Raw genomic sequence first — 17,907 nt, 5'->3', positions numbered from 1 at the left:
CGAATCTCAGACCCGGCGCCAGCGCGCCATCGCGAACGAGAACAGCCCGAAGAGGACGAGGCCCGCCGCGACACAGGCGAGGAGCGCGGGGCCGGCGGGTGTGTCGGCGAAGGAGCGCAGGGTGTCGTCGAGGCCCTTGGCCTTGTCCGGCTCGTAGTCGATGGCGGCACGGACCGCGAAGACGCCCGCCGCGGCGAAGACCAGGCCCCGCGCGAGCCCGCCACCCACCCCGGTGACATCGACGGCACGGCGGGTGCGGCGCGACATCTCACCGAGACGCAGGTGCTTGTGGTACGAGCGCATCAGGGCCCGTACAGCGATCCAGACCCCCGCGACGATCACGCCGACCCCGGCCGCGCCCACCAGCCACTGGCCGGCGGGGAGTTCCAGGGCGCGCGCCGTCACGTCCTTCGACTGCTCGTCGCTGGAGCCCCCTCCCCCGCCGCTCCCGCCGCCCGAGCCGGCCGCGAAGGTCAGCACCGAGTAGGCGACGAAGGTGTAGAAGACGAACCGGGCGGCCGACGCGAGCCGCTTGGTCCACTTGCGGCCGTCCGGACCCGCCGCGCCGAACACCGCCTCCGACAGCCGCCACAGGGCCATGCCGACCACGCCGATACCGAGGGCCCACAGCAGGACCGACCCCAGCGGCTTCTCCGATATCTCCTCCAGCGCGCCCTGCCGGTCCGCCTGCTGCCCGCCGCCCTCACCGAAGGCGATCTGCAGGGCCAGCGCCCCGACCAGCAGATAGATCACACCGCGTGCGGTGAGCCCGGCCCGGGCCGCGCCCTCCGTCACAGAACCACGGGCCGCACGCCCGCTGCCCACCCCCACTGCCGTCATCAGCTCTCCTGTCGTCCTTCGAGCCGCAGTTGCAGGCTCACTTCCTGGTCGCCGGCGTCCACACCCACCTGACGCACCGAGTAGCTCTCCTCCAGGGCCGCCCGCAGCATCCGGACGGCGGGCGGACTGCCCTGCACATCGACGGTGACGGGGCCGGACAGCCGTGCGGAGGGTTCCTCGGCGCCGGAGGGGACGGCCGCCGTGTCGTAGGTGCCGGTCCACATGGTGGGTCGGCCGCCCGCGGCCTCGTGCGGCGGGTCCTCGGGACTCCGGTCCGACTCGAAATGGGCGCACAGGCACGCGAAGACGCGCTCGGCGTCCTGTGCGGAGCAGTCGCAGAGCACGACCTCGACCTGTGACACGGGCAGATGGGGCAGAGTCACGAGCCTTCTCCCTGGTGTGGACGACAGGGTTGCGTGTACCCCCATGGTGGGCCCGAAACGGGGGTCCCGCAGGTCGCGCCCCGGCTACCGGGCCCGGAGCGGTTCACTCGCGCGTCGGACGCGCCCGTCACCCCGCTGACCGTGGGCTATGTTGAGTGGTCGTGGGAGACGAAGGAGGCGCGCGGGTGCCATCGCCGCAGCAGGCACGTGCGCAGGCATCAGCGATCACGTCCGGGCGGACCGCCGAGGAGACCGAGCCGTCGCCCACGGCCCGGCTCAGAGAGCTGTTCGACGGGCCCCGTCTCTCCCCCGGGCAGCGGCGCATCGCCCAGTACCTGATCGAGCACATCACCGAGGCCGCGTTCCTGTCGATCACGGACCTCGCCGACCGCGTCGGCGTCAGCCAGCCCTCGGTGACCCGGTTCGCCGCCGCCGTCGGCTTCAGCGGCTACCCCGCGCTGCGGGAGCGGCTCCAGGCCATCGCGCTCGCCGCCCTCGGCAGCGCGCCGGGCGCCCCCGCACCGGACCGCAGCAACGAGCTCCAGGCCGCCGTGGACGCCGAGATCGAGAACCTGGAGAACCTCCGGCGCGACTTCGCGGACCCGGACCAGGTGATCGAGGTGGGCCGCGCCCTGTCCCGCTCGACCCCGCTGACCGTCCTCGGCCTGCGGATCTCCGGCGCCCTCGCCGAGTACTTCGCCTACGCCGCCCGCCGTATCCACCCCGACGTCCGGCTCGTGACCAAGGGCGGCACGGTCGCCTACGACGCGCTGCTGCAGTCCCGTGAGGCGGGCGGCACCTGGCTGCTGGCGTTCTCCATGCCCCGGCACGCGCAGGAGACGCTCACCGCGCTGCGGGTCGCGCGCACGGCCGGGCTGAAGGTAGCCCTCGTGACCGATCTGGGGCTCGGGCCGCTGGCCGACGAGGCCGACGCCGTCTTCGCCACCGCCACCGGCTCACGCCTGGTGTTCGACTCCTACGCCGCCCCGGTGATGATGTCCTCGGCGCTCCTGCAGGCCATGACGGACGCCGACCCGGAACGGACCCAGGCCCGGCTGGAGGCGTACGAGCAGGTCTCCGAGCAGCACCAGTTCTTCCTCAGGGACTGAGTCCCCCTACATCCCCAGAGCACGGGATTATTCAGAACTTTCCCGGCATGAATTTTTTCATGCCCTTGCAAACTCATCGGTATATATAAATACTGCTCCCGGATCGCGGCCCGGTGAGACTCCGGGACGCGTCCTCCGCCCGGGACCGTCCGCTCCTACCCGCCACGGCGCCCCGGGTGCGGCGGCCCCGGCCATCCCCTAGACCGGGGCCGCCCAAGACTCCACCGCAGGAATTCATTTCGCCTCGATGCAAGACCGGAGTGTTGAACATGGCCCTCACCTCCTCGCCGATCCGCACGGACTGGCCGTGCCAGGTCAAGACACCCGGTAGCTACGACTGGGAGCGGTCTGCGGCCAAGTGGTTGCGCGAGCTGGTGCCGGCGCGTTACGGCAGCTACCCGGCGATGCTGCGGCACCCCGTCCTGCTCGCCCGGCACGCCCAGATCCAGGTCCAGCACGAGATCCGGGTCGCCCGCACGGCCCTGCAGACGGCCCGCTCCGAGCTGCCCGGCCTCGGGATGTCCGAGTCGGTCATCGAGCACACGATCAAGATGTACGCCGCCGAGGTCATGCAGCTCAGCCACATCGCCCGCTCCATCCGGGCGGTCAGCCAGGCCCTCGTGGACCACAACCACGCCCGCGCCTCGCACTGACACGTGCGACGTTCGCGATAGGCGGCGCCCGTGCCGGGAACACGATGAGAAGGTACGGGTAGAGGTACGGACGAGCGAGGGGCGGGACCGATGGACTCCTGGACCTGGGGTGTGATCGTCGCGATCGTGGTGGCCGCGGCCGCCGTCCTCGGCGTGGCCGTATGGCTGCTCCTGCGCCTGGTGCGCACCCGGCGCGACCTCCAGCGGGCCGGGCTCCCCACCGGCCCCAAGTGGATCTTCTGGGGTGCCGTCCTCTATCTCGTCCTCCCGACGGACGTGCTGCCCGACCCGGTGTACCTCGACGACATCGGCGTCCTGCTGCTGGCGCTGAAGTCGATGCGCTCCGGACGGCAGGACGCCCTGGCCGCCGAGCGCGGTGACGGCACGGGAACCGCCCTGCGGGGGTGAGACGTTGTCGGGCTGACGGTCACTGCGACGGACGGCCCCGATGAGCGAGCTGGTACCCGGGGGCAATGTGCCCCTGCCGCACGGCACCCTGACGATCAGGGTGCCCGGCCCCTTCGACGTATCCGCCCTCGTCACCGACGACACGGGCCGGGTCGGCGGCGACGCCGACTTCGTCTTCTACAACCAGCCGGCGGCGCCGGGCGCCCGCCTCGCCGGGGGGACCCTGACGGTGGATCCGCCCCGGCTGCGCCCCGGAGCGACCCGCCTCACCGTCGTCATCAGCCCGGCCGCACCGGGCACACCCCTCGGCGACCTCCCCGCCCCGACCCTGTTCGTCACCGGCGCCGACGGCCGCGCCCTCGCCCGCTTCACCCCGCCGCGCCCCCGGCGGGAGACGGTCCTGCTGCTGGCGGAGCTGTACCGCCGGGGGCCGGGCTGGAAGCTCCGGGCCCTGGGGCAGGGTTACGCGGACGGACTCGCGGGCGTGGCGAGGGACTTCGGCGTGGATGTCCTGGAGGACACGGCCACCGCGCCCACGACCCCGCAGGCGCTCTCCCCCGCCGCGCCCACATCCGCGCAGGCACCCTCCCCCGCCGCACCCACGCCCCCGCAGGCGCCCTCCCCCGACGGCTTCCTCGGACTGGTGAACTCCGCCCGGGCCGCCGCCGGTTCCCCCGCCGTCTCGCTCAGTCCGTCCCTCACGACCGCTGCCGGGGCGCACGCCGCCGCGATGGCCGCGCAGGGGCGGCTCGACTCGGAGGGGGCGGACGGGCTCTCCGTCCATCAGCGGGTCACCGCCGGGGGTTACCGCTATCTGACCGTCGGCGAGCACCTGGTGTCCGGTCCCCGCACCCCGGCCGAGTTCGTCGACTACTGCCTGTCCGACCCGCAGGCCCGGCGCACCCTCTGCGAGCCCGCGTGCAGCGAGGCCGGGCTCGGGCAGGCGACCGACCCGCGCACGGGCACCGTCTACTGGACCGCGCTGTGGGCCCGGCCCTTCTCCGCCGAGGGGCTGCGGAGGACGGCGGACGAGGTCATCGCCCTCACCAACGCCCGGCGGACCGCGGCCGGGCTGCCCCCGCTCGCCTTCGACCCTCTGCTCACCGTCGCGGCCCAGGCGCACTGCGACGACATGGTGGCGCGGGCGTTCTACGCGCACACCTCCCCCGACGGCGGCGAACCCTGGCACCGCGCGGCGGCGGCCGGATCCACCCGGCGCACGATCGGGGAGAACATCGCGTGCGGGCAGCGTTCCGCCGCCGAGGTGGTGGAGGGCTGGATGAACAGCCCGGGCCACCGCGCGAACATCCTGAAGCCCGACTTCACCCATATGGGCGTGGGATTCACCGGGGGCGGCGGCGCGGGCACCTACTGGACCCAGCTGTTCGGCGGTTGAAACCGAACCCCCGTGCCTTTCCTTCTTTCGAGTCGCTCAACTCGGCACCCCAGCAAGCTACTTGACTCTCCGTGATCACTGGTCTCCAATGCACCCTGTCGATGGACAGAAGGCAACGGGAGACGAATCAGATGAAGTCGAGAACGGTGGGCACCAGCGCGGCTGCCCTGAGCGCGGTCGTGTTGTCCCTGCTGACGGTCCCCGCGCAGGCGGCCACCCCGCCCCCCGCGCCCGGCGCCGCCGCGGGCCACGACGCCACCGCGGCCACGGCCCCCCTGGCCGCCCCGGACACGGCGGAGCTGCGCAAGACGCTGCGTACGGCCCTGTCGCAAGGAGCGCCGGGGGCGTTCGCGCGGGTCGACGACAACGGCAAGGCCATCCATCTGGCGGAGGGTGTCGCCGACCGGGGCACCGGGCGGGCCATCGGCACCGGGGACCTGATCCGCGTCGGCAGCGTCACCAAGACCTTCACGGCGGTGGTGCTGCTGCAACTGGTCGACGAGGGCAAGCTGAAGCTGGACACCTCGGTGAACACCTATCTGCCGGGGCTGCTGCCCGACAGGCGGATCACCGTGCGTCACGTGCTCAGTCACCGCAGCGGTCTGTACGACCACGCCAACACCCTCTTCGCCCAGTCGGTGCAGGGGTTCGAGAACGTCCGCAACCGCGTCTACACCTACCGTCAGCTGATGGACCTGTCGCTCGCGAAGCCCCTCACCAACACGCCGGGCGCGGTGTACTCCTACTCCAACGCCAACTTCGTCGTGGCGGGCATGCTCATCGAGAAGCTCACCAAGAAGTCGGTGGCGACGGCGTACCAGGAGCGCCTCATCAAGCCGCTGAAGCTGACCGACACGTACTACGTCCATCCGAAGAACACGATCCCCGGCCGGTACTCCCGCGGCTACATGACCGCCGACTCCTCCGGCCGGAAGATCGACTCGACCCGGCAGACCGTGTCCTGGGCGCAGAGCGCGGGGGCCCTGGTGTCCAGCGGCAAGGACCTGAACAAGTTCCTCTCCGCGCTGGTGCGGGGCGAACTGACCTCCGCCGCCCAGCTGAAGCAGATGCTGAAGTGGACGCCGGTGAACAGCACCCAGGCGTACGGGCTGGGGCTGCGCCGTCGTGATCTGTCGTGCGGCTCGGTGTACGGGCACACGGGCACCGTGCAGGGCTACTACACCTGGGCGTTCACCTCGAAGAACGGCAAGCGCAGCCTGACGTCGTTCGCCAACACCTCCAACAACGGGACGGTGTACACCACCATGAACCGCACCCTGGAGGCCGCGTTCTGCGGCTGACCCCTCAGGCTCCGCGCCTGCCGCGCCGACCGGGGCGCCGGTGCGGCGGCTGTTCCGGCGGCGGACCGGCTTCTCGGGCGGCGGGGATGTCGAGCCGCCGGGGTTTCTCCCCGTCGAGGGCGACCGGCTCGCCGTAGTGCCGGATGGTCAGGGAGACACCGCCGACCAGCTCGTACGTGACGTGGCGGGGCCTGATCTCGACGCGCAGGCAGGTGTCCCGCAGTCCGAGGCTGAAGGCGAGCCTGCTCAGCCGCTCGGGGAGCCGGGGAGCGAAGTCCACGACCGGCCCCTGGTGGCGCATGCCGCCGAAGCCCGCGACCAGCGCCGTCCAGGTACCGGCGAGGGAGGCGATGTGCAGTCCGTCGCGGGTGTTGCTCTCCAGGTCCCGCAGATCCATCATCGCCGCCTCGGTCAGATAGTCGTAGGCCAGGTCGAGATGGCCGACCTGGGCGGCGATGACCGCCTGGCAGCAGGCGGACAGCGAGGAGTCGCGGACCGTCAGCGGCTCGTAGTAGGCGAAGTCGCGGGCCACCTGCTCCTCGTCGAAGCGGTCGCCGCACTTGTACAGGGCGAGGACGAGGTCGGCCTGTTTGACGACCTGTTTGCGGTAGAGGTCGAAGTACGGGAAGTGCAGCATCAGCGGGTACTGGTCGGCGCGGGTGCCGCTGAAGTCCCAGCGCTGGTGGCGGGTGAACCCGGCGTGCTGCTCGTGGACGCCCAGTTCCGGGTCGTAGGGGATGTGCATGGCGTGGGCGGCGTCCCGCCAGGCGGCGCTCTCCTCGTCGTCGACGCCGAGCCGGTCGGCCCGCTCGGGGTGGCGTTCCGCGGCGTCCGCGGCGGCCAGGAGGTTCGCGCGGGCCATGAGGTTGGTGTACGTGTTGTCGTCCACGACGGCGCTGTACTCGTCCGGGCCGGTCACCCCGTCGATGTGGAACGCGCCGTGGGGGTCGTGATGGCCGAGGGAGCGCCAGAGCCGGGCCGTCTCCACGAGGAGTTCGAGGCCGGTGTCGCGTTCGAAGTCGGTGTCACCGGTGACGAGGATGTGGCGGACCACGGCGTCGGCGATGTCGGCGTTGACGTGGAACGCGGCCGTACCGGCGGGCCAGTACGCGGAGCCCTCCGAGCCGTCGATGGTCCGCCACGGGAACGCGGCCCCCTTGAGGCCCAGTTGGGCTGCCCGCTCGCGAGCGGCGGGCAGGGTGTTCTGCCGCCAGCGCAGGGCCTCCGTGACCGCGCCGGGCGCGGTGTAGGTGAGCAGGGGCAGCACGAAGGTCTCGGTGTCCCAGAAGGCGTGCCCGTCGTAGCCGGAGCCGGTGAGGCCCTTGGCGGGCAGGGCTCGCTGCTCGGCGCGGGCGCCCGCCTGGAGGACATGGAACAGGGCGAACCGCACGGCCTGCTGGATCTCCTCGTCGCCGTCGACCTCGACGTCCGCGCGGGCCCAGAAGTCGTCCAGGTAGGCGCGCTGTTCGTCGACGAGGCCCTGCCAGCCGCCGTACGCGGCGGCGGACAGCGCGGCGTCGACCTGGTCGGCGACGGCGGGCAGCGAGCGGGTGCCGGACCAGCCGTGGGCGACGAGCTTCTCCACCCGCAGGGTCTGGCCGGGCTCCAGCACGGTCGTCGCGGTGAGGCGGGCCACGTCGTGCCGGCTCTCGCCGCTGGTGGTGACGGGGCCGGGCGCGGTGACGAGGTGGTCGGCGGCGGCACCGACGCGCAGACCGGTGCGCCGGGTGCGGTGGACGAGCCTCAGCCGGGGCCCGTCCGCGAAGTGCTCCTCGGGTTCCAGCGGTGACTCCAGGGCGACGGCCGCCCGGGGATCGCCGTCGCGTTCCGGGAGTTGCTCGTTGGCCACCAGTTCCGACTGGACGACGACGCGGGCCTCGCTGTCCACGGCCTCGACCTCGTAGGCGACAGCGGCGATCGCCCGCTGGGTGAGGGAGACGAGGCGGGTGGAGCGGACGCGGACGGTCGTCCCGGCCGGGGAGGTCCACTCGCAGGTGCGCCGCAGCACGCCCTCGCGCAGGTCGAGGACGCGTTCGTGGGAGCGGAGGCGGCCGTAGCGCAGGTCGAATGGCTCGTCGTCGACGAGCAGGCGGACGATCTTGCCGTTGGTGACGTCGATGACGGTCTGCCCGGACTCCGGGTAGCCGTACCCGGCTTCCGCGTACGGCAGCGGGTGCGTCTCGTGGACGCCGTTGAGGTAGCTGCCGGGCAGGCCGTGGGGTTCGCCCTCGTCGAGGTTGCCGCGCCAGCCGATGTGGCCGTTGGACAGGGCGAACACCGATTCGCTCTGCGGCAGGACGTCGAGGTTCAGGTGCCGTTCGCGCAGGGCCCAGGGGGCGACGCCGTACGAGCGGTGGGTGATCACGCCCAGTCCCCCAGTTCCGTCAGATCCGGTACGACGACGTCGGCGCCATGGGCGCGCAGGGCGTCCGCCTGGCCGACGCGGTCGATGCCGACGACGTACCCGAAGCGGCCCGCGCGTCCGGCGTCCATGCCGGCGAGGGCGTCCTCGAAGACGGCGGCCTCCGCGGGCTCGACACCGAGGTCGCGGGCGGCGGCGAGGAAGGTGTCCGGGGCCGGTTTGCCGGGCAGGCCGCGCTCGGCGGCGACCACGCCGTCGATCCGCACGTCGAAGAGGTGCTCGGCGCCGATGGAGCGCAGGACGTCACGGCAGTTGGCGCTGGAGGAGACGACCGCGGTCAGCAGCCCCCGGGCGCGGACCCGCTCGACGTAGCGCAGGGTGCCGTCGTAGGCCTCGACGCCGTCGGTGCGGATGAGCTGGAGGAGCAGGTCGTTCTTGCGGTTGCCGAGGCCGTGCACGGTGGCCGCGTCCGGCGGGTCGTCGGGGCTGCCCTCGGGCAGTTGGATGCCGCGGGAGGCGAGGAAGGTGCGGACGCCGTCGGCGCGGGGGCGTCCGTCCACGTACTCGTCGTAGTCCTTGCCGCGGTCGAAGGGGCGGAAGGAGTCGCCGTCGTGGCGGCGCAGGAACTCGTCGAACGCCTGCTTCCAGGCCGCGGCGTGCACGACGGCGGTCCGGGTGATGACGCCGTCGAGGTCGAAGAGGCAGGCCCGGACGTGCCGGGGAAGGCCCAGGTCCGTCGGTTCGGTGGTCTCTGTCATGGAAGGGGGGTTCCCCGTGCGGCGGCAGTCAGTGGGCGAAGATCGCGGAATTCGTCAGCGGCGCCGGACGCGGCTGCCGCTGTGGGCGCGGCCGAGGGCGTGGAGGTGTTCCAGGGCGTCCAGGACGACGGTGCTGTCGTACCAGGAGAGCCATGCGCCGACCTCGGCACCGACCACGGTCAGGGCCTTGAGCTGAGCGCGGGTCAGTTCCTGGAGCGGGCGTTCGAGATGGGCCGAGACCATGCCCACGCAGAGTCCGGACGCGGCGGTCAGGGGCACGCTGTGGCAGGCGCGGCTGCCCGCCAGGAGGATCGCCTGCCGGGCGTCGTCGGTGAACACCGGGTGCGTCGCCACGTCCCGGACGGTCACCTGGGTGATGTCACGGGCGGCCAACGCGCAGGAGGTGCCCTCCTCGCCGACGAACGCGAAGAAGTCGACGAAGTCGTCGGTGAGGCCCGTGTGCCGCTCAATGCGCAGTCCGCGCTCGGCGCGGTCGGCGATCTGGACGTTGCCCATGTCGGTGCCGACGACCGCGAGGGTCTGGCTGAGCACGGCGGTCAGCACCTCGCTCCGGTTGCCGCGTCCGGTGCGGCGGCCGCGTGCCTCCTCGAAGGTGAGGGAGGGCTCCGCGTGCCGGGCCCGGCCGGGGAACCACAGGGTGCCGCGCCCGTCGGGTCTCGGCGCGTTCACGGCGGCCTCGGCGAGGGTGCGCAGCTTGACGTTGTGCTGCTGCGAGGCGCGCTGGAGCAGGGCGAACGCGGTCTCGACGTCGGGCAGCGCGTAGCGTTCCCGCAGCATGCCCTGGGCCTGGGCGATCAGGGGGCGGCTGCCCATCCTGGTGCGCAGCTGCCGGACCTCCGCCCGCAGCCGCGCAACTTCCTCCCGCATCGCCTCGACGTCGCCCACCGACCCCGGCTCGCGCTCCTCCTCCATGGTCACCTTCCACTTCCCTGTCCTCGGCAACAGCACCACTCGCCTGCCCCGTCCGGGCCCGGACAATCCGCATGGGGCTACCGTCGTCCGCATGTCCCTGACCTTCGACGACCTGCTGGAGCGGGCCGCCTCACTCGTCCGCCCCGGCCGCCGGGCGCTGCTGGGCATCACCGGCAGTCCGGGAGCCGGCAAGACCACCCTCGCCGAGCGGCTGACCGCGGCGCTCAACGGCGACGGGGAGCCCTGGGTCGCCCATGTGCCGATGGACGGCTTCCACCTGGCCGACGTGGAGCTGGACCGCCTGGGCCGCCGGGACCGCAAGGGCGCGCCTGACACGTTCGACGCGGCCGGGTACGCGGCCCTGCTGCTGCGGCTGCGCGACGACGAGCACGACGTGGTGTACGCGCCGGGCTTCGAGCGGACACTGGAGCAGCCTCTGGCCGGGGCGATCCCCGTGCCGCCCGCCGCCCGTCTGGTCGTGACGGAGGGGAACTACCTGCTGCTGGAGGAGGGGGCCTGGGCCCGCGTCCGTGCCCGGCTGGACGAGGTCTGGTTCTGCGCGCTCGACGAGACCGAACGCGTACGGCGCCTCGTCGCCCGGCACGAGGAGTTCGGCAAGGGGCACGACGAGGCGGTCGCGTGGGTGCTGGGCACGGACCAGCGCAACGCCGACCTGGTGGCGGCGACACGGGAGCGGGCGGACCTGGTGGTTCCGCCCGCGGCGATGCCGGCGGCCGGCGCGACGGTGCGGTGAGGGGAGGCCGTGCGGTGAGGGGAGGCGGGACGAGGGCGGCCCGCCGGGGTCAGGTACCGGCGGGTCCGCCCTCGCGTTCGGGGGGGCTCAGCCGCGCAGGGTGAGCAGCGGCTCGCCGTGTTCGTCGCCCGCCGGGTCGCCGATGACGGCGGTGAACGCCTCCGTGCGGACCGTGAGGCCGTCCGGGGTGCGGTCGAAGGACGCCCGGAAGGTATCGCCGGGTCCGTAGCGGACCGCGAAGACGTGCAGGTCGTCCGGGCCGCCTGGTACGGGGGTCGCCTCGACGGCCGTGGACGCCACCAGGTGGGACCAGCCCTCGTCGGGGTTGCCGTAGCCGCGCGGGTCGGCGGCGAGGGTGAAGGCGGCCTGCTCCTGGGTGGTGTCGGCGCGGGCGTCGAAGTACTCCGGGCCCTCGGCGGTCGGGTGGGTCAGGCGCAGGTGGCCCGCGGAGGCCACCTCGGCCTCGGCGATACGGCGCAGCCGGTCGCCGTCGTCCGCCACGTACGGCAGGCCCGCGAGGAGGTACGGCTCGCCGGGGAGGCGTTCGACGGCCACCGCGGTCCACAGCCGGGTGCCGTCGGTGACGTACAGGGACCGCACGTGCCGCAGGACGTGGTCGCGGGTGACGACGGGCTTGGTGACGAGCTTGGCGGCCAGTCCGTCCGTGCGGACGTCGCGGACACGGACCTCGCCCATCGGGCGGCACAGCAGGAAGCCGTCGACGACCGGGCCGAAGCCGTGCTGACGGTTGACGGCGGCCGGCAGGAGGTACGTCCCGTCGGCCTCGATCAGTGACGGGGTCATCCGCGAGTCGAAGGCGACCGAGACGCCGCCCGCCCGCAGCTGGTGCCGCACGGGTTGCGTGGACGGCGTGCGGTGCCAGGGCGTGGTGTCCTGGATCTGCCAGACCAGCATCCACGCGAAGTGGCCGTCGACCCCGCCGTCCGGCTTGACCGCGTACCGGCCCCAGCTGGTGTCGCCCCGGTAGCGGCCGAGGTCGGCGCCGACGCGGTGGCCGAAGTAGCGCAGGCCGAGCACGGACTCGAAGCCGGAGTGCTGCTCGCTGTAGCGGGGGCCGCCGAAGTCGAAGCCGCCGGTGGTCAGGCGGGCGTCGAGGTAGCGGGCGACGGCGTCGCCGTCCTCGGCGAAGATCTCCGCGCCGCTCACCCGGTGGGCCTGGGCGAGGAAGGACAGGGAGATGGGGCCGTAGTTGTTGTCGTAGGCGCCGCCGTGCTCCGGTGGCAGGAGCGCGCCCCGGTCGCGAACCCGGTGGGCGCGGATCTCGTCGGTGTACAGGGCGATCGCCCGCTCCCGGACCCGCTCGCCCTCCTCCGGGGGCAGGTGCCGGGCGAGCATCAGGCCGCCGACGACGCAGCCGATGGCCTGGTTGCCGGCCTCCTGCGGGTTGAAGAAGGTCGCCTCGGTCAGCCAGCGCCAGTAGCCGTGGGCCATGGCGCGCAGGGCGGCGGTCCGCTCGTCGTCGAGGAGTCCTTCGGCGAGGTCGAGCAGGTTGACGGCCTGGAGCAGCGACCACACCGTGCTCGGCCAGTCGCCGATGGGGTGGGCGCCCGCCGCCAGGACGTATCGGGCGTAGGGGAGGCCGGAGCCCCGGACCCTCAGGTTGGGGTAGCCGGGGTTGTCGTCGGTGTAGACGCGCTCGCGCAGGTGGAAGTCCGTGCTGCGGCGGACGGCCTCGGGGAGCCGGGGGTCCTTGGTGCGCTGCCAGGCGAGCGCCAGCAATGAGGTGATGCCGAGGGAGGTGTCGCCGATGTCGTCGTCGCAGTCGGGGTGTTCGAGGTTGCCCTCGGGCGTGAGCCGGGCGAGGGCCTGCTCGGTGACGTCGGCGAGGACCTCGTCGTAGGCCTCGGGGGAGTCCGGGAGGTCGTGCAGCGAGCCGAGCTGGCGCGGGAGGTGCACGGGTGGACGCACGGGTGGATCAGCCCTTCGTACCGGAGGTGGCCATGGCGTGGGTGGTCGGAGTCATGCGGCGGGGGCGGGCCGGTGGGCGCGCAGCGCGACGGTCAGGGTGTGCGGGCCGAGGCCGCCGATGTACACGCGGTTCCCGGTCGTGGCGTCGGTGCCGCCGACCACGGTGTGGTCCTGACCCGGGTCGTACCGCAGGACGTCGCTCCGGTCGGGCCCGGCGAGCGGTTCGCCCGCCTCGACGGTGGCCTCGACCCGGATCTCGTCGTCGCCGGCCCGGTAGGTCATCGACCCGGTGGTCAGGCACCAGCGTCCCTCGCCCAGCGGTACGGCGCCCTCGGGGGCGCCGCCCGGCCGGAAGGTCAGTTCGAGGGACCAGGGCACCCGGGGGCCGCTGATGTCGATCCGCAGGTCGGCGCCGTCCTCCCGCAGGTCGACCTCGACGCGGGTCGTGTGGCTGACCTCGTCGCGGGGCCGGTCGGGGAACGCCATCGCGGCGGAGAAGCGGCCCTCGTCCACCAGCCGGTAGCCGCCGTCGTCGCGCCTGTCCTCCTTCGGGAGCGGCTGGTAGTAGGCGGCGGTGAGGGTCTCGGTGAGCCGGTACCGGTGGTCGGCGACCTGTTCCATGGCGGCGGCGCGGAAGGGCCCCAGGTCGAAGAACCCGCGCGACAGGCGGACCGCGTCGAGGACGGCGTCGCCGGCGAAGAGGCGCAGGAAGGTGGGGTTGCAGGCGAGGCCCGAGCGGACGTGCCGGTGCGCGGGCACGTCGGAGCCGCCGTACAGCACCGTGTGCGCGGTGGTCGTCGCGCGTGCGGCGAGACCGGCGGTGGTGAGGTACCGGTGGCGCGGAAGGGTTTCCGCCGCCGGGGCCGGCAGGGCGCGGGTCAGGTCCGGGGTGAGGAGGGTCTGCGCGAGCAGGTCGGGGTCGTCGATGCCGCCGGATGCCGCCAGGAGTGCGGCCCGGGCGAGGTCGCCGCGGCCGGTGCGGACCGCGAGCAGCCGGTAGTGCGGCAGATAGGGCGCCAGCGGGAACGGGTGGTGCTGGTCCTGCCGTCGCGAGTGGACGGTCTCCACCGTGCCGTCGGGCCTGATCAGGTCCAGGGTCGTGGTGAGGTTGCGTTCGACGGCGTCCGACAGGTCGGCGCGGCCGAGGACATCGGCGAGGAGCAGCAGCGACGGGTTGGACACATGGGCCGCGTAGATGGCGCTCCGTTCCGAGTACTGGCCGTCCCCGTCGATGTCGACGCCCTCCGCGAGCCACTCCTCGACGCGGTCGAGGAGCCGCTGGTCGGGGAACGACCGGTGCAGCCGGGCGAGCGCCGCGCACAGTTCCCAGCGGTGGTTCGGGGTGTGCACCCCGCCGGTCAGGAGGCTCTCCGTGGCGGCGCCGGCGATCTCGGCGAGTGCCGCCGTGACGTCGTGCAGGTCCGGTCCCGCGCCGGCGGCGAGGACATGCGCGTCGCACACGTCGTTGACGGTGAACGCGGAGTCCGGTGGTGACTGGACGTTGTCGCCGCCGGCGAAGAGGCCGGTGGTGGTCTGCGCGGCCCGCAGGGCGGCGAGGTGGGTCGTCGCGGCGGCGACGGCGCGCTCGCTGCCGTGCAGTGCCGAGTCCGGGGACCGGTGGGCCGCGACCAGGGTCTTCACCCGGCGGGCGAGTGCGCGGTGGGGCTCACCGGCGGGCTCCTCGTCGGGGCGGGCCGCGAGCGGGGCGGCCCACCGGTCGGCGGCACGGGCCGCCGACCGGAGGAACTCGTGGTCGAGCGGGGTGGGCAAGGTCAGTCCTTCAGTCCGGCGTTGATGTCGGCGTTCATGACGTAACGCTGGAACACCAGGAAGACGACGATCAGCGGGATCATGGAGATGACCGAGGCGCCGAGCAGGACCGACCAGTTGATGTTCTGCGCGCCGACGATGCTCTGGATACCGATCTGCACGGTGAACTTGTTGGGGTCGTTGAGCATCAGCAGCGGCCAGATGTAGTCGTTCCACCGCCACTGGAAGGACAGGATGGCGAGGGTGAGCATGATGGGCCGGGACAGCGGCACCATGATCCGCACGAAGATCGACAGCTCCCGCGCTCCGTCGATGCGCGCGGCTTCCACGAGTTCGTCGGGGACCGTCAGGAAGAACTGGCGGAACATGAAGCATCCGGTCGCGGTCAGCACGGCCGGGAGGATGATGCCGGCGAACGAGTTGTAGAGGCCCAGGTCGCGGACGACCAGGAACGACGGGGCGAGCATGACCTCACCCGGCAGCATGGTGGTCGCCAGGATGCAGAGGAAGAAGGCCTTGAGCCATCGGTTGTCGTACTTGGCGAGCGCGTACCCCGTGCAGCAGCTGACACCCACCGTGAGAATCGTCGTGATCACGCACACGAGGGTCGTGTTGATGAAGTACTGGGAGAAGTTGGCACTGCGCCACGCCGTCATGTAGCCGGACAGGGTGGGGTCGTCCGGGACCAGCGACAGCGGATAGGAGAACAGGTCGCTGGCCGGCTTGAGGGAGCTGAGGATGAACCACAGCACCGGCAGCCCGTACAGACACGCCATGATCCACAGCAGTGTCGTCGCGGGCACCGCCCGCCGCAGCCCACCGGTGGCCGGCTTGCGCGGCGCCTTCTTGGAGACGGCCCGTCCGGGCCCGGCGTCGACGGGGCGCGGGATGTCTGTGGTGGTCATCGGTTCTCCATCCGCCGGTTGACGATCAGCTGGATGATCGCGACGGCCATCAGGATGAGCATGAGCACGAAGGACGCGGCGCTCGCGTAGCCGATCTGGCCCCGCTTGAAGCCGGTCTCGTAGATGTACTGGACGAGCAGGTTGTTCGAGGTGCCGGGTCCGCCGTTGTTGAGGGCGACGAACACCGGGTACTCCTTCATCGCGTTGATCGTGTTGAGCAGGATCACGATGAACGAGGTGGGCGCGATGCTCGGCAGGGTGATGCTGAAGAACTGGCGCCACGGGCCGGCGCCGTCGAGCGAGGCCGCCTCGTAGTACGAGACCGGCACGTTCTTGATCGCCGCGATGAACAGCAGCATCGTGAAGCCCGTCCAGGTCCAGGATGCCGCCATCACCACCACGAGCAGCGACAGGTCCGCGTTCGACTGCCACGGGACGGCACTGCCGCCCAGCTCGCCGATGACGTAGTTGACCAGTCCGAAGTTCTCTCCGAACAGCCACCGCCACAGGACGCCCACGACGATGGGCGACAGCAGCCACGGGATGAAGAAGATGACGCGGGCGACCGACGTGCCCTTGGCGTGCTTGCTCACCACCAGGTTGGCGGCGAGCAGCGAGAGCGCGAAGTTCAGCGGGACGAAGAGCACGGTGTACAGCAGCGTCCGGGTCAGCGCGTGGTAGAAGGTGGAGTCCCCGACCAGGTTGCTGTAGTTCTCCAGTCCCGTGAACTGGGGAACGCCCACACCCGTGTAGTTGGTGAACGAGTAGACGAGCCCGATGACCGCCGGCCAGACGAAGAACAGTGCGAAGAGCACGACATTGGCCGCGATGAGGACGAGCGGCGCGAGGGTGTACTTGCTGCGTCTCCTGGGCGGGCTCACGGACACGGTTGCGGCGTCCGAGGCGCTTTTTGTCATGTTCCTGACTCCGTGCTGGTGGATGAGGTTGCGGTGGGCCCGGGCTATGAGCCCGGCATCGCGCGGGACCCGACGGTCCCCGGGCGGCGGTGTCTCGCTCCTGCCGCCCGGGGACCGTCGGCCTGCGTCAGCCGCCGACCTGCTGGTTGTAGCCGGCCACGATGTTCTCCAGGGCCTTGTCGGGCGACTGCTGGCCGTTGATCGCCTTGCCGAGCTCCGTCTTGGTCGGGTCCTCGGTGAGGCTCTTGCCGTTCAGCACCCACTGCGTCTGCGCGCCGTTGAAGTAGCCGGAGATGGGGTCGTAGAGCGGGATGGACTCGTTGTACAGCTTGAACGCCGCCTGCGCCGCCTCGGACTTGAAGGGGTACTTCGGGTTCAGACCGCTCTCGACCGGCAGGAAGCCGGAAGCCTCGCACAGCGCCCGGTAGTGGTCCGGCTCGTACAGGTAGGTCAGGAACTTCTTCGCGGCGGCGGCCGCGTCGGCGTTGTTGTTGAAGCCGACGATGTTGCCACCGGCGTTCACGTCACTGGCCTGCACCGGCTGGGCCGGGGTCGGGACGCTCGCCCACTCGAACTTCTTGACGCTCTCCGCGAAGGCGGGGACCTGCCACACACCGGACCAGTAGGCGACGACGTCACCGCTCTGGAACATCGCGGACGGGTCGGCGCCGCTGGTCCACACCGACTTCGGCATGGTCTTGTTGTCGTTCCATCCGACGAAGGTGTTCACGGCCTTCTTGGTCGCCGCGTCCACCGAGAACTTGCCGGAGTCGTCCGCGTGGACGTACTTGCCGCCCATCTCGTACACCATGGCGCGCAGCCGGGACGGCGACTGGTCGAAGGTCAGCGAGTACTTGGCCTTGGTCTTCTCACGGACCTTGTTCGCCGCCTTGATGAACTCGGTCCAGGTCCAGGTCTTCTCGGGCGAGGTCGGGAAGGAGACGCCGGCCTTCTCGAAGAGGGACTTGTTGATGAACATGCCGGACGCGGTGACGTCCGAGGGGATCGACAGCACCTTCCCGGACTTGTCCTTCGCCAGGAAGTTGGCGTTGATGTTGTTGCTCTTCTTGTCGGCGATGGAGCTGAGGTCGATCAGCTTGTTCGACCAGATCGGGTCCAGCGCCGGGACGGCCGCCACGTCGGGCAGGGAGTTCGCCTGCGCGGCGTTGTGCAGCTTGGTCGTGTAGCCGTCGTAGGGGATGTTGACGAGCTTGACCTTGACGCCCGTCTCCTTCTCGTACTGCGCCACCATCTTCTTCCAGCCCGCGTCCTGCCCCGGAACCGTGGAGATCCAGAACGTCAGCGACTTGGAGGTCCCGCCCGATTCGGATCCCCCGCCGCAGGCCGAGAGCAGCAGGCCGCCCGCCGTGGCGACCGCAGCGAGGGGAACCAGGCGGCGTATACCGCCGCGGCCGAGTCGGCGGGAGCGCCGCACACCCACAGTGATCATCTTCGTTCCCTTTTTCGTCGTAGGGGACAGAGCACGGCG

The 17,907-nt window shown here is 71.7% G+C and carries 16 protein-coding genes; 6 read left to right on the top strand and 10 right to left on the bottom strand.

Going from position 1 to position 17,907, the window contains the following annotated elements; translation table 11 throughout:
* Positions 1-6: 6 nt before the first annotated feature.
* Both M8J73_RS04115 and M8J73_RS04110 read right to left on the bottom strand, forming a co-directional pair.
* A complete protein-coding gene (locus M8J73_RS04115) occupies positions 7-840 on the bottom strand; it encodes a DUF1206 domain-containing protein (RefSeq protein ID WP_055542427.1) in 834 nt (277 codons plus the stop codon).
* Positions 840-1,223: a hypothetical protein gene (locus tag M8J73_RS04110; RefSeq protein WP_249828239.1), complete on the bottom strand. Its 384-nt coding sequence runs from the start codon at positions 1,221-1,223 to the stop codon at positions 840-842. Before M8J73_RS04110 ends, M8J73_RS04115 begins: the two co-directional genes overlap by 1 nt.
* 185 nt (positions 1,224-1,408) lie before the next feature.
* Here M8J73_RS04110 and M8J73_RS04105 point away from each other — a divergent pair, with 185 nt between their 5' ends.
* From M8J73_RS04105 to M8J73_RS04085, 5 genes are all read left to right on the top strand, one after another.
* Complete coding sequence (locus M8J73_RS04105; RefSeq protein WP_249828238.1) at positions 1,409-2,332, top strand: MurR/RpiR family transcriptional regulator; 924 nt, start codon at positions 1,409-1,411, stop codon at positions 2,330-2,332.
* Between the two features lie 269 nt (positions 2,333-2,601).
* The gene (locus tag M8J73_RS04100; RefSeq protein ID WP_107467553.1) at positions 2,602-2,985 is read left to right on the top strand and encodes a hypothetical protein; all 384 of its coding nucleotides are present in this window, start codon (positions 2,602-2,604) and stop codon (positions 2,983-2,985) included.
* Positions 2,986-3,075: 90 nt separating this feature from the next.
* Positions 3,076-3,393, top strand: a complete 318-nt coding sequence (locus M8J73_RS04095; RefSeq protein ID WP_055522162.1) for a DUF1232 domain-containing protein — start codon at positions 3,076-3,078, stop codon at positions 3,391-3,393.
* A 40-nt stretch (positions 3,394-3,433) separates the two neighbouring features.
* Positions 3,434-4,789: a CAP domain-containing protein gene (locus M8J73_RS04090; RefSeq protein ID WP_249828237.1), complete on the top strand. Its 1,356-nt coding sequence runs from the start codon at positions 3,434-3,436 to the stop codon at positions 4,787-4,789.
* 131 nt (positions 4,790-4,920) lie between these two features.
* Complete coding sequence (locus M8J73_RS04085) at positions 4,921-6,090, top strand: serine hydrolase domain-containing protein (RefSeq protein WP_249828236.1); 1,170 nt, start codon at positions 4,921-4,923, stop codon at positions 6,088-6,090.
* 4 nt (positions 6,091-6,094) lie between these two features.
* Here the strand turns inward: M8J73_RS04085 and M8J73_RS04080 are convergent, their stop codons facing one another.
* From M8J73_RS04080 to M8J73_RS04070, 3 genes are read right to left on the bottom strand one after another with little or no spacing between them, the layout of a single operon-like run.
* Positions 6,095-8,455 carry a glycoside hydrolase family 65 protein gene (locus M8J73_RS04080; protein ID WP_055541261.1) on the bottom strand — a complete coding sequence of 787 codons (2,361 nt, stop codon included), beginning with the start codon at positions 8,453-8,455 and terminating at the stop codon, positions 6,095-6,097.
* Positions 8,452-9,210, bottom strand: a complete 759-nt coding sequence (locus M8J73_RS04075) for an HAD family hydrolase (protein ID WP_055541260.1) — start codon at positions 9,208-9,210, stop codon at positions 8,452-8,454. Before M8J73_RS04075 ends, M8J73_RS04080 begins: the two co-directional genes overlap by 4 nt.
* A gap of 54 nt (positions 9,211-9,264) precedes the next feature.
* Positions 9,265-10,143, bottom strand: coding sequence for an ANTAR domain-containing protein (locus tag M8J73_RS04070; RefSeq protein WP_055541259.1), 879 nt, complete (start codon positions 10,141-10,143; stop codon positions 9,265-9,267).
* A 91-nt stretch (positions 10,144-10,234) separates the two neighbouring features.
* Between M8J73_RS04070 and M8J73_RS04065 the strand changes: the two genes are divergently transcribed.
* Positions 10,235-10,897 (top strand): nucleoside/nucleotide kinase family protein, encoded by a 663-nt coding sequence (locus M8J73_RS04065; protein WP_055542741.1) that lies wholly within the window; start codon positions 10,235-10,237, stop codon positions 10,895-10,897.
* Positions 10,898-10,984: 87 nt separating this feature from the next.
* Here the strand turns inward: M8J73_RS04065 and M8J73_RS04060 are convergent, their stop codons facing one another.
* The 5 genes from M8J73_RS04060 to M8J73_RS04040 all read right to left on the bottom strand — a co-directional run bounded on the left by M8J73_RS04060 (position 10,985) and on the right by M8J73_RS04040 (position 17,868).
* Positions 10,985-12,814, bottom strand: coding sequence for a hypothetical protein (locus M8J73_RS04060; RefSeq protein ID WP_249828261.1), 1,830 nt, complete (start codon positions 12,812-12,814; stop codon positions 10,985-10,987).
* 63 nt (positions 12,815-12,877) lie between these two features.
* Positions 12,878-14,596, bottom strand: a complete 1,719-nt coding sequence (locus M8J73_RS04055; RefSeq protein WP_249828235.1) for a hypothetical protein — start codon at positions 14,594-14,596, stop codon at positions 12,878-12,880.
* Between the two features lie 2 nt (positions 14,597-14,598).
* Entirely contained in the window at positions 14,599-15,501 is a 903-nt protein-coding gene (locus tag M8J73_RS04050; RefSeq protein WP_055541846.1) for a carbohydrate ABC transporter permease, read from the bottom strand.
* Positions 15,498-16,418: a carbohydrate ABC transporter permease gene (locus M8J73_RS04045; RefSeq protein WP_055541845.1), complete on the bottom strand. Its 921-nt coding sequence runs from the start codon at positions 16,416-16,418 to the stop codon at positions 15,498-15,500. Before M8J73_RS04045 ends, M8J73_RS04050 begins: the two co-directional genes overlap by 4 nt.
* A gap of 127 nt (positions 16,419-16,545) precedes the next feature.
* Entirely contained in the window at positions 16,546-17,868 is a 1,323-nt protein-coding gene (locus M8J73_RS04040) for an extracellular solute-binding protein (RefSeq protein ID WP_055541844.1), read from the bottom strand.
* Positions 17,869-17,907: the final 39 nt, after the last annotated feature.

It is taken from the genome of Streptomyces neyagawaensis (assembly GCF_023516595.1).
Lineage (GTDB): Bacteria > Actinomycetota > Actinomycetes > Streptomycetales > Streptomycetaceae > Streptomyces > Streptomyces neyagawaensis.
Note: the sequence above shows the minus strand (reverse complement) of the source record. Positions and strands in the feature narration are given on the sequence as shown.

What these genes read in the sequence shown, in the direction of transcription:
- M8J73_RS04115 (WP_055542427.1), bottom strand. Translation starts at nt 840, where the DNA reads ATGACGGCAGTGGGGGTGGGCAGCGGGCGTGCGGCCCGTGGTTCTGTG.
- M8J73_RS04100 (WP_107467553.1), top strand. Translation starts at nt 2,602, where the DNA reads ATGGCCCTCACCTCCTCGCCGATCCGCACGGACTGGCCGTGCCAGGTC.
- M8J73_RS04095 (WP_055522162.1), top strand. Translation starts at nt 3,076, where the DNA reads ATGGACTCCTGGACCTGGGGTGTGATCGTCGCGATCGTGGTGGCCGCG.
- M8J73_RS04090 (WP_249828237.1), top strand. Translation starts at nt 3,434, where the DNA reads ATGAGCGAGCTGGTACCCGGGGGCAATGTGCCCCTGCCGCACGGCACC.
- M8J73_RS04085 (WP_249828236.1), top strand. Translation starts at nt 4,921, where the DNA reads ATGAAGTCGAGAACGGTGGGCACCAGCGCGGCTGCCCTGAGCGCGGTC.
- M8J73_RS04075 (WP_055541260.1), bottom strand. Translation starts at nt 9,210, where the DNA reads ATGACAGAGACCACCGAACCGACGGACCTGGGCCTTCCCCGGCACGTC.
- M8J73_RS04070 (WP_055541259.1), bottom strand. Translation starts at nt 10,143, where the DNA reads ATGGAGGAGGAGCGCGAGCCGGGGTCGGTGGGCGACGTCGAGGCGATG.
- M8J73_RS04065 (WP_055542741.1), top strand. Translation starts at nt 10,235, where the DNA reads ATGTCCCTGACCTTCGACGACCTGCTGGAGCGGGCCGCCTCACTCGTC.
- M8J73_RS04050 (WP_055541846.1), bottom strand. Translation starts at nt 15,501, where the DNA reads ATGACCACCACAGACATCCCGCGCCCCGTCGACGCCGGGCCCGGACGG.
- M8J73_RS04045 (WP_055541845.1), bottom strand. Translation starts at nt 16,418, where the DNA reads ATGACAAAAAGCGCCTCGGACGCCGCAACCGTGTCCGTGAGCCCGCCC.
- M8J73_RS04040 (WP_055541844.1), bottom strand. Translation starts at nt 17,868, where the DNA reads ATGATCACTGTGGGTGTGCGGCGCTCCCGCCGACTCGGCCGCGGCGGT.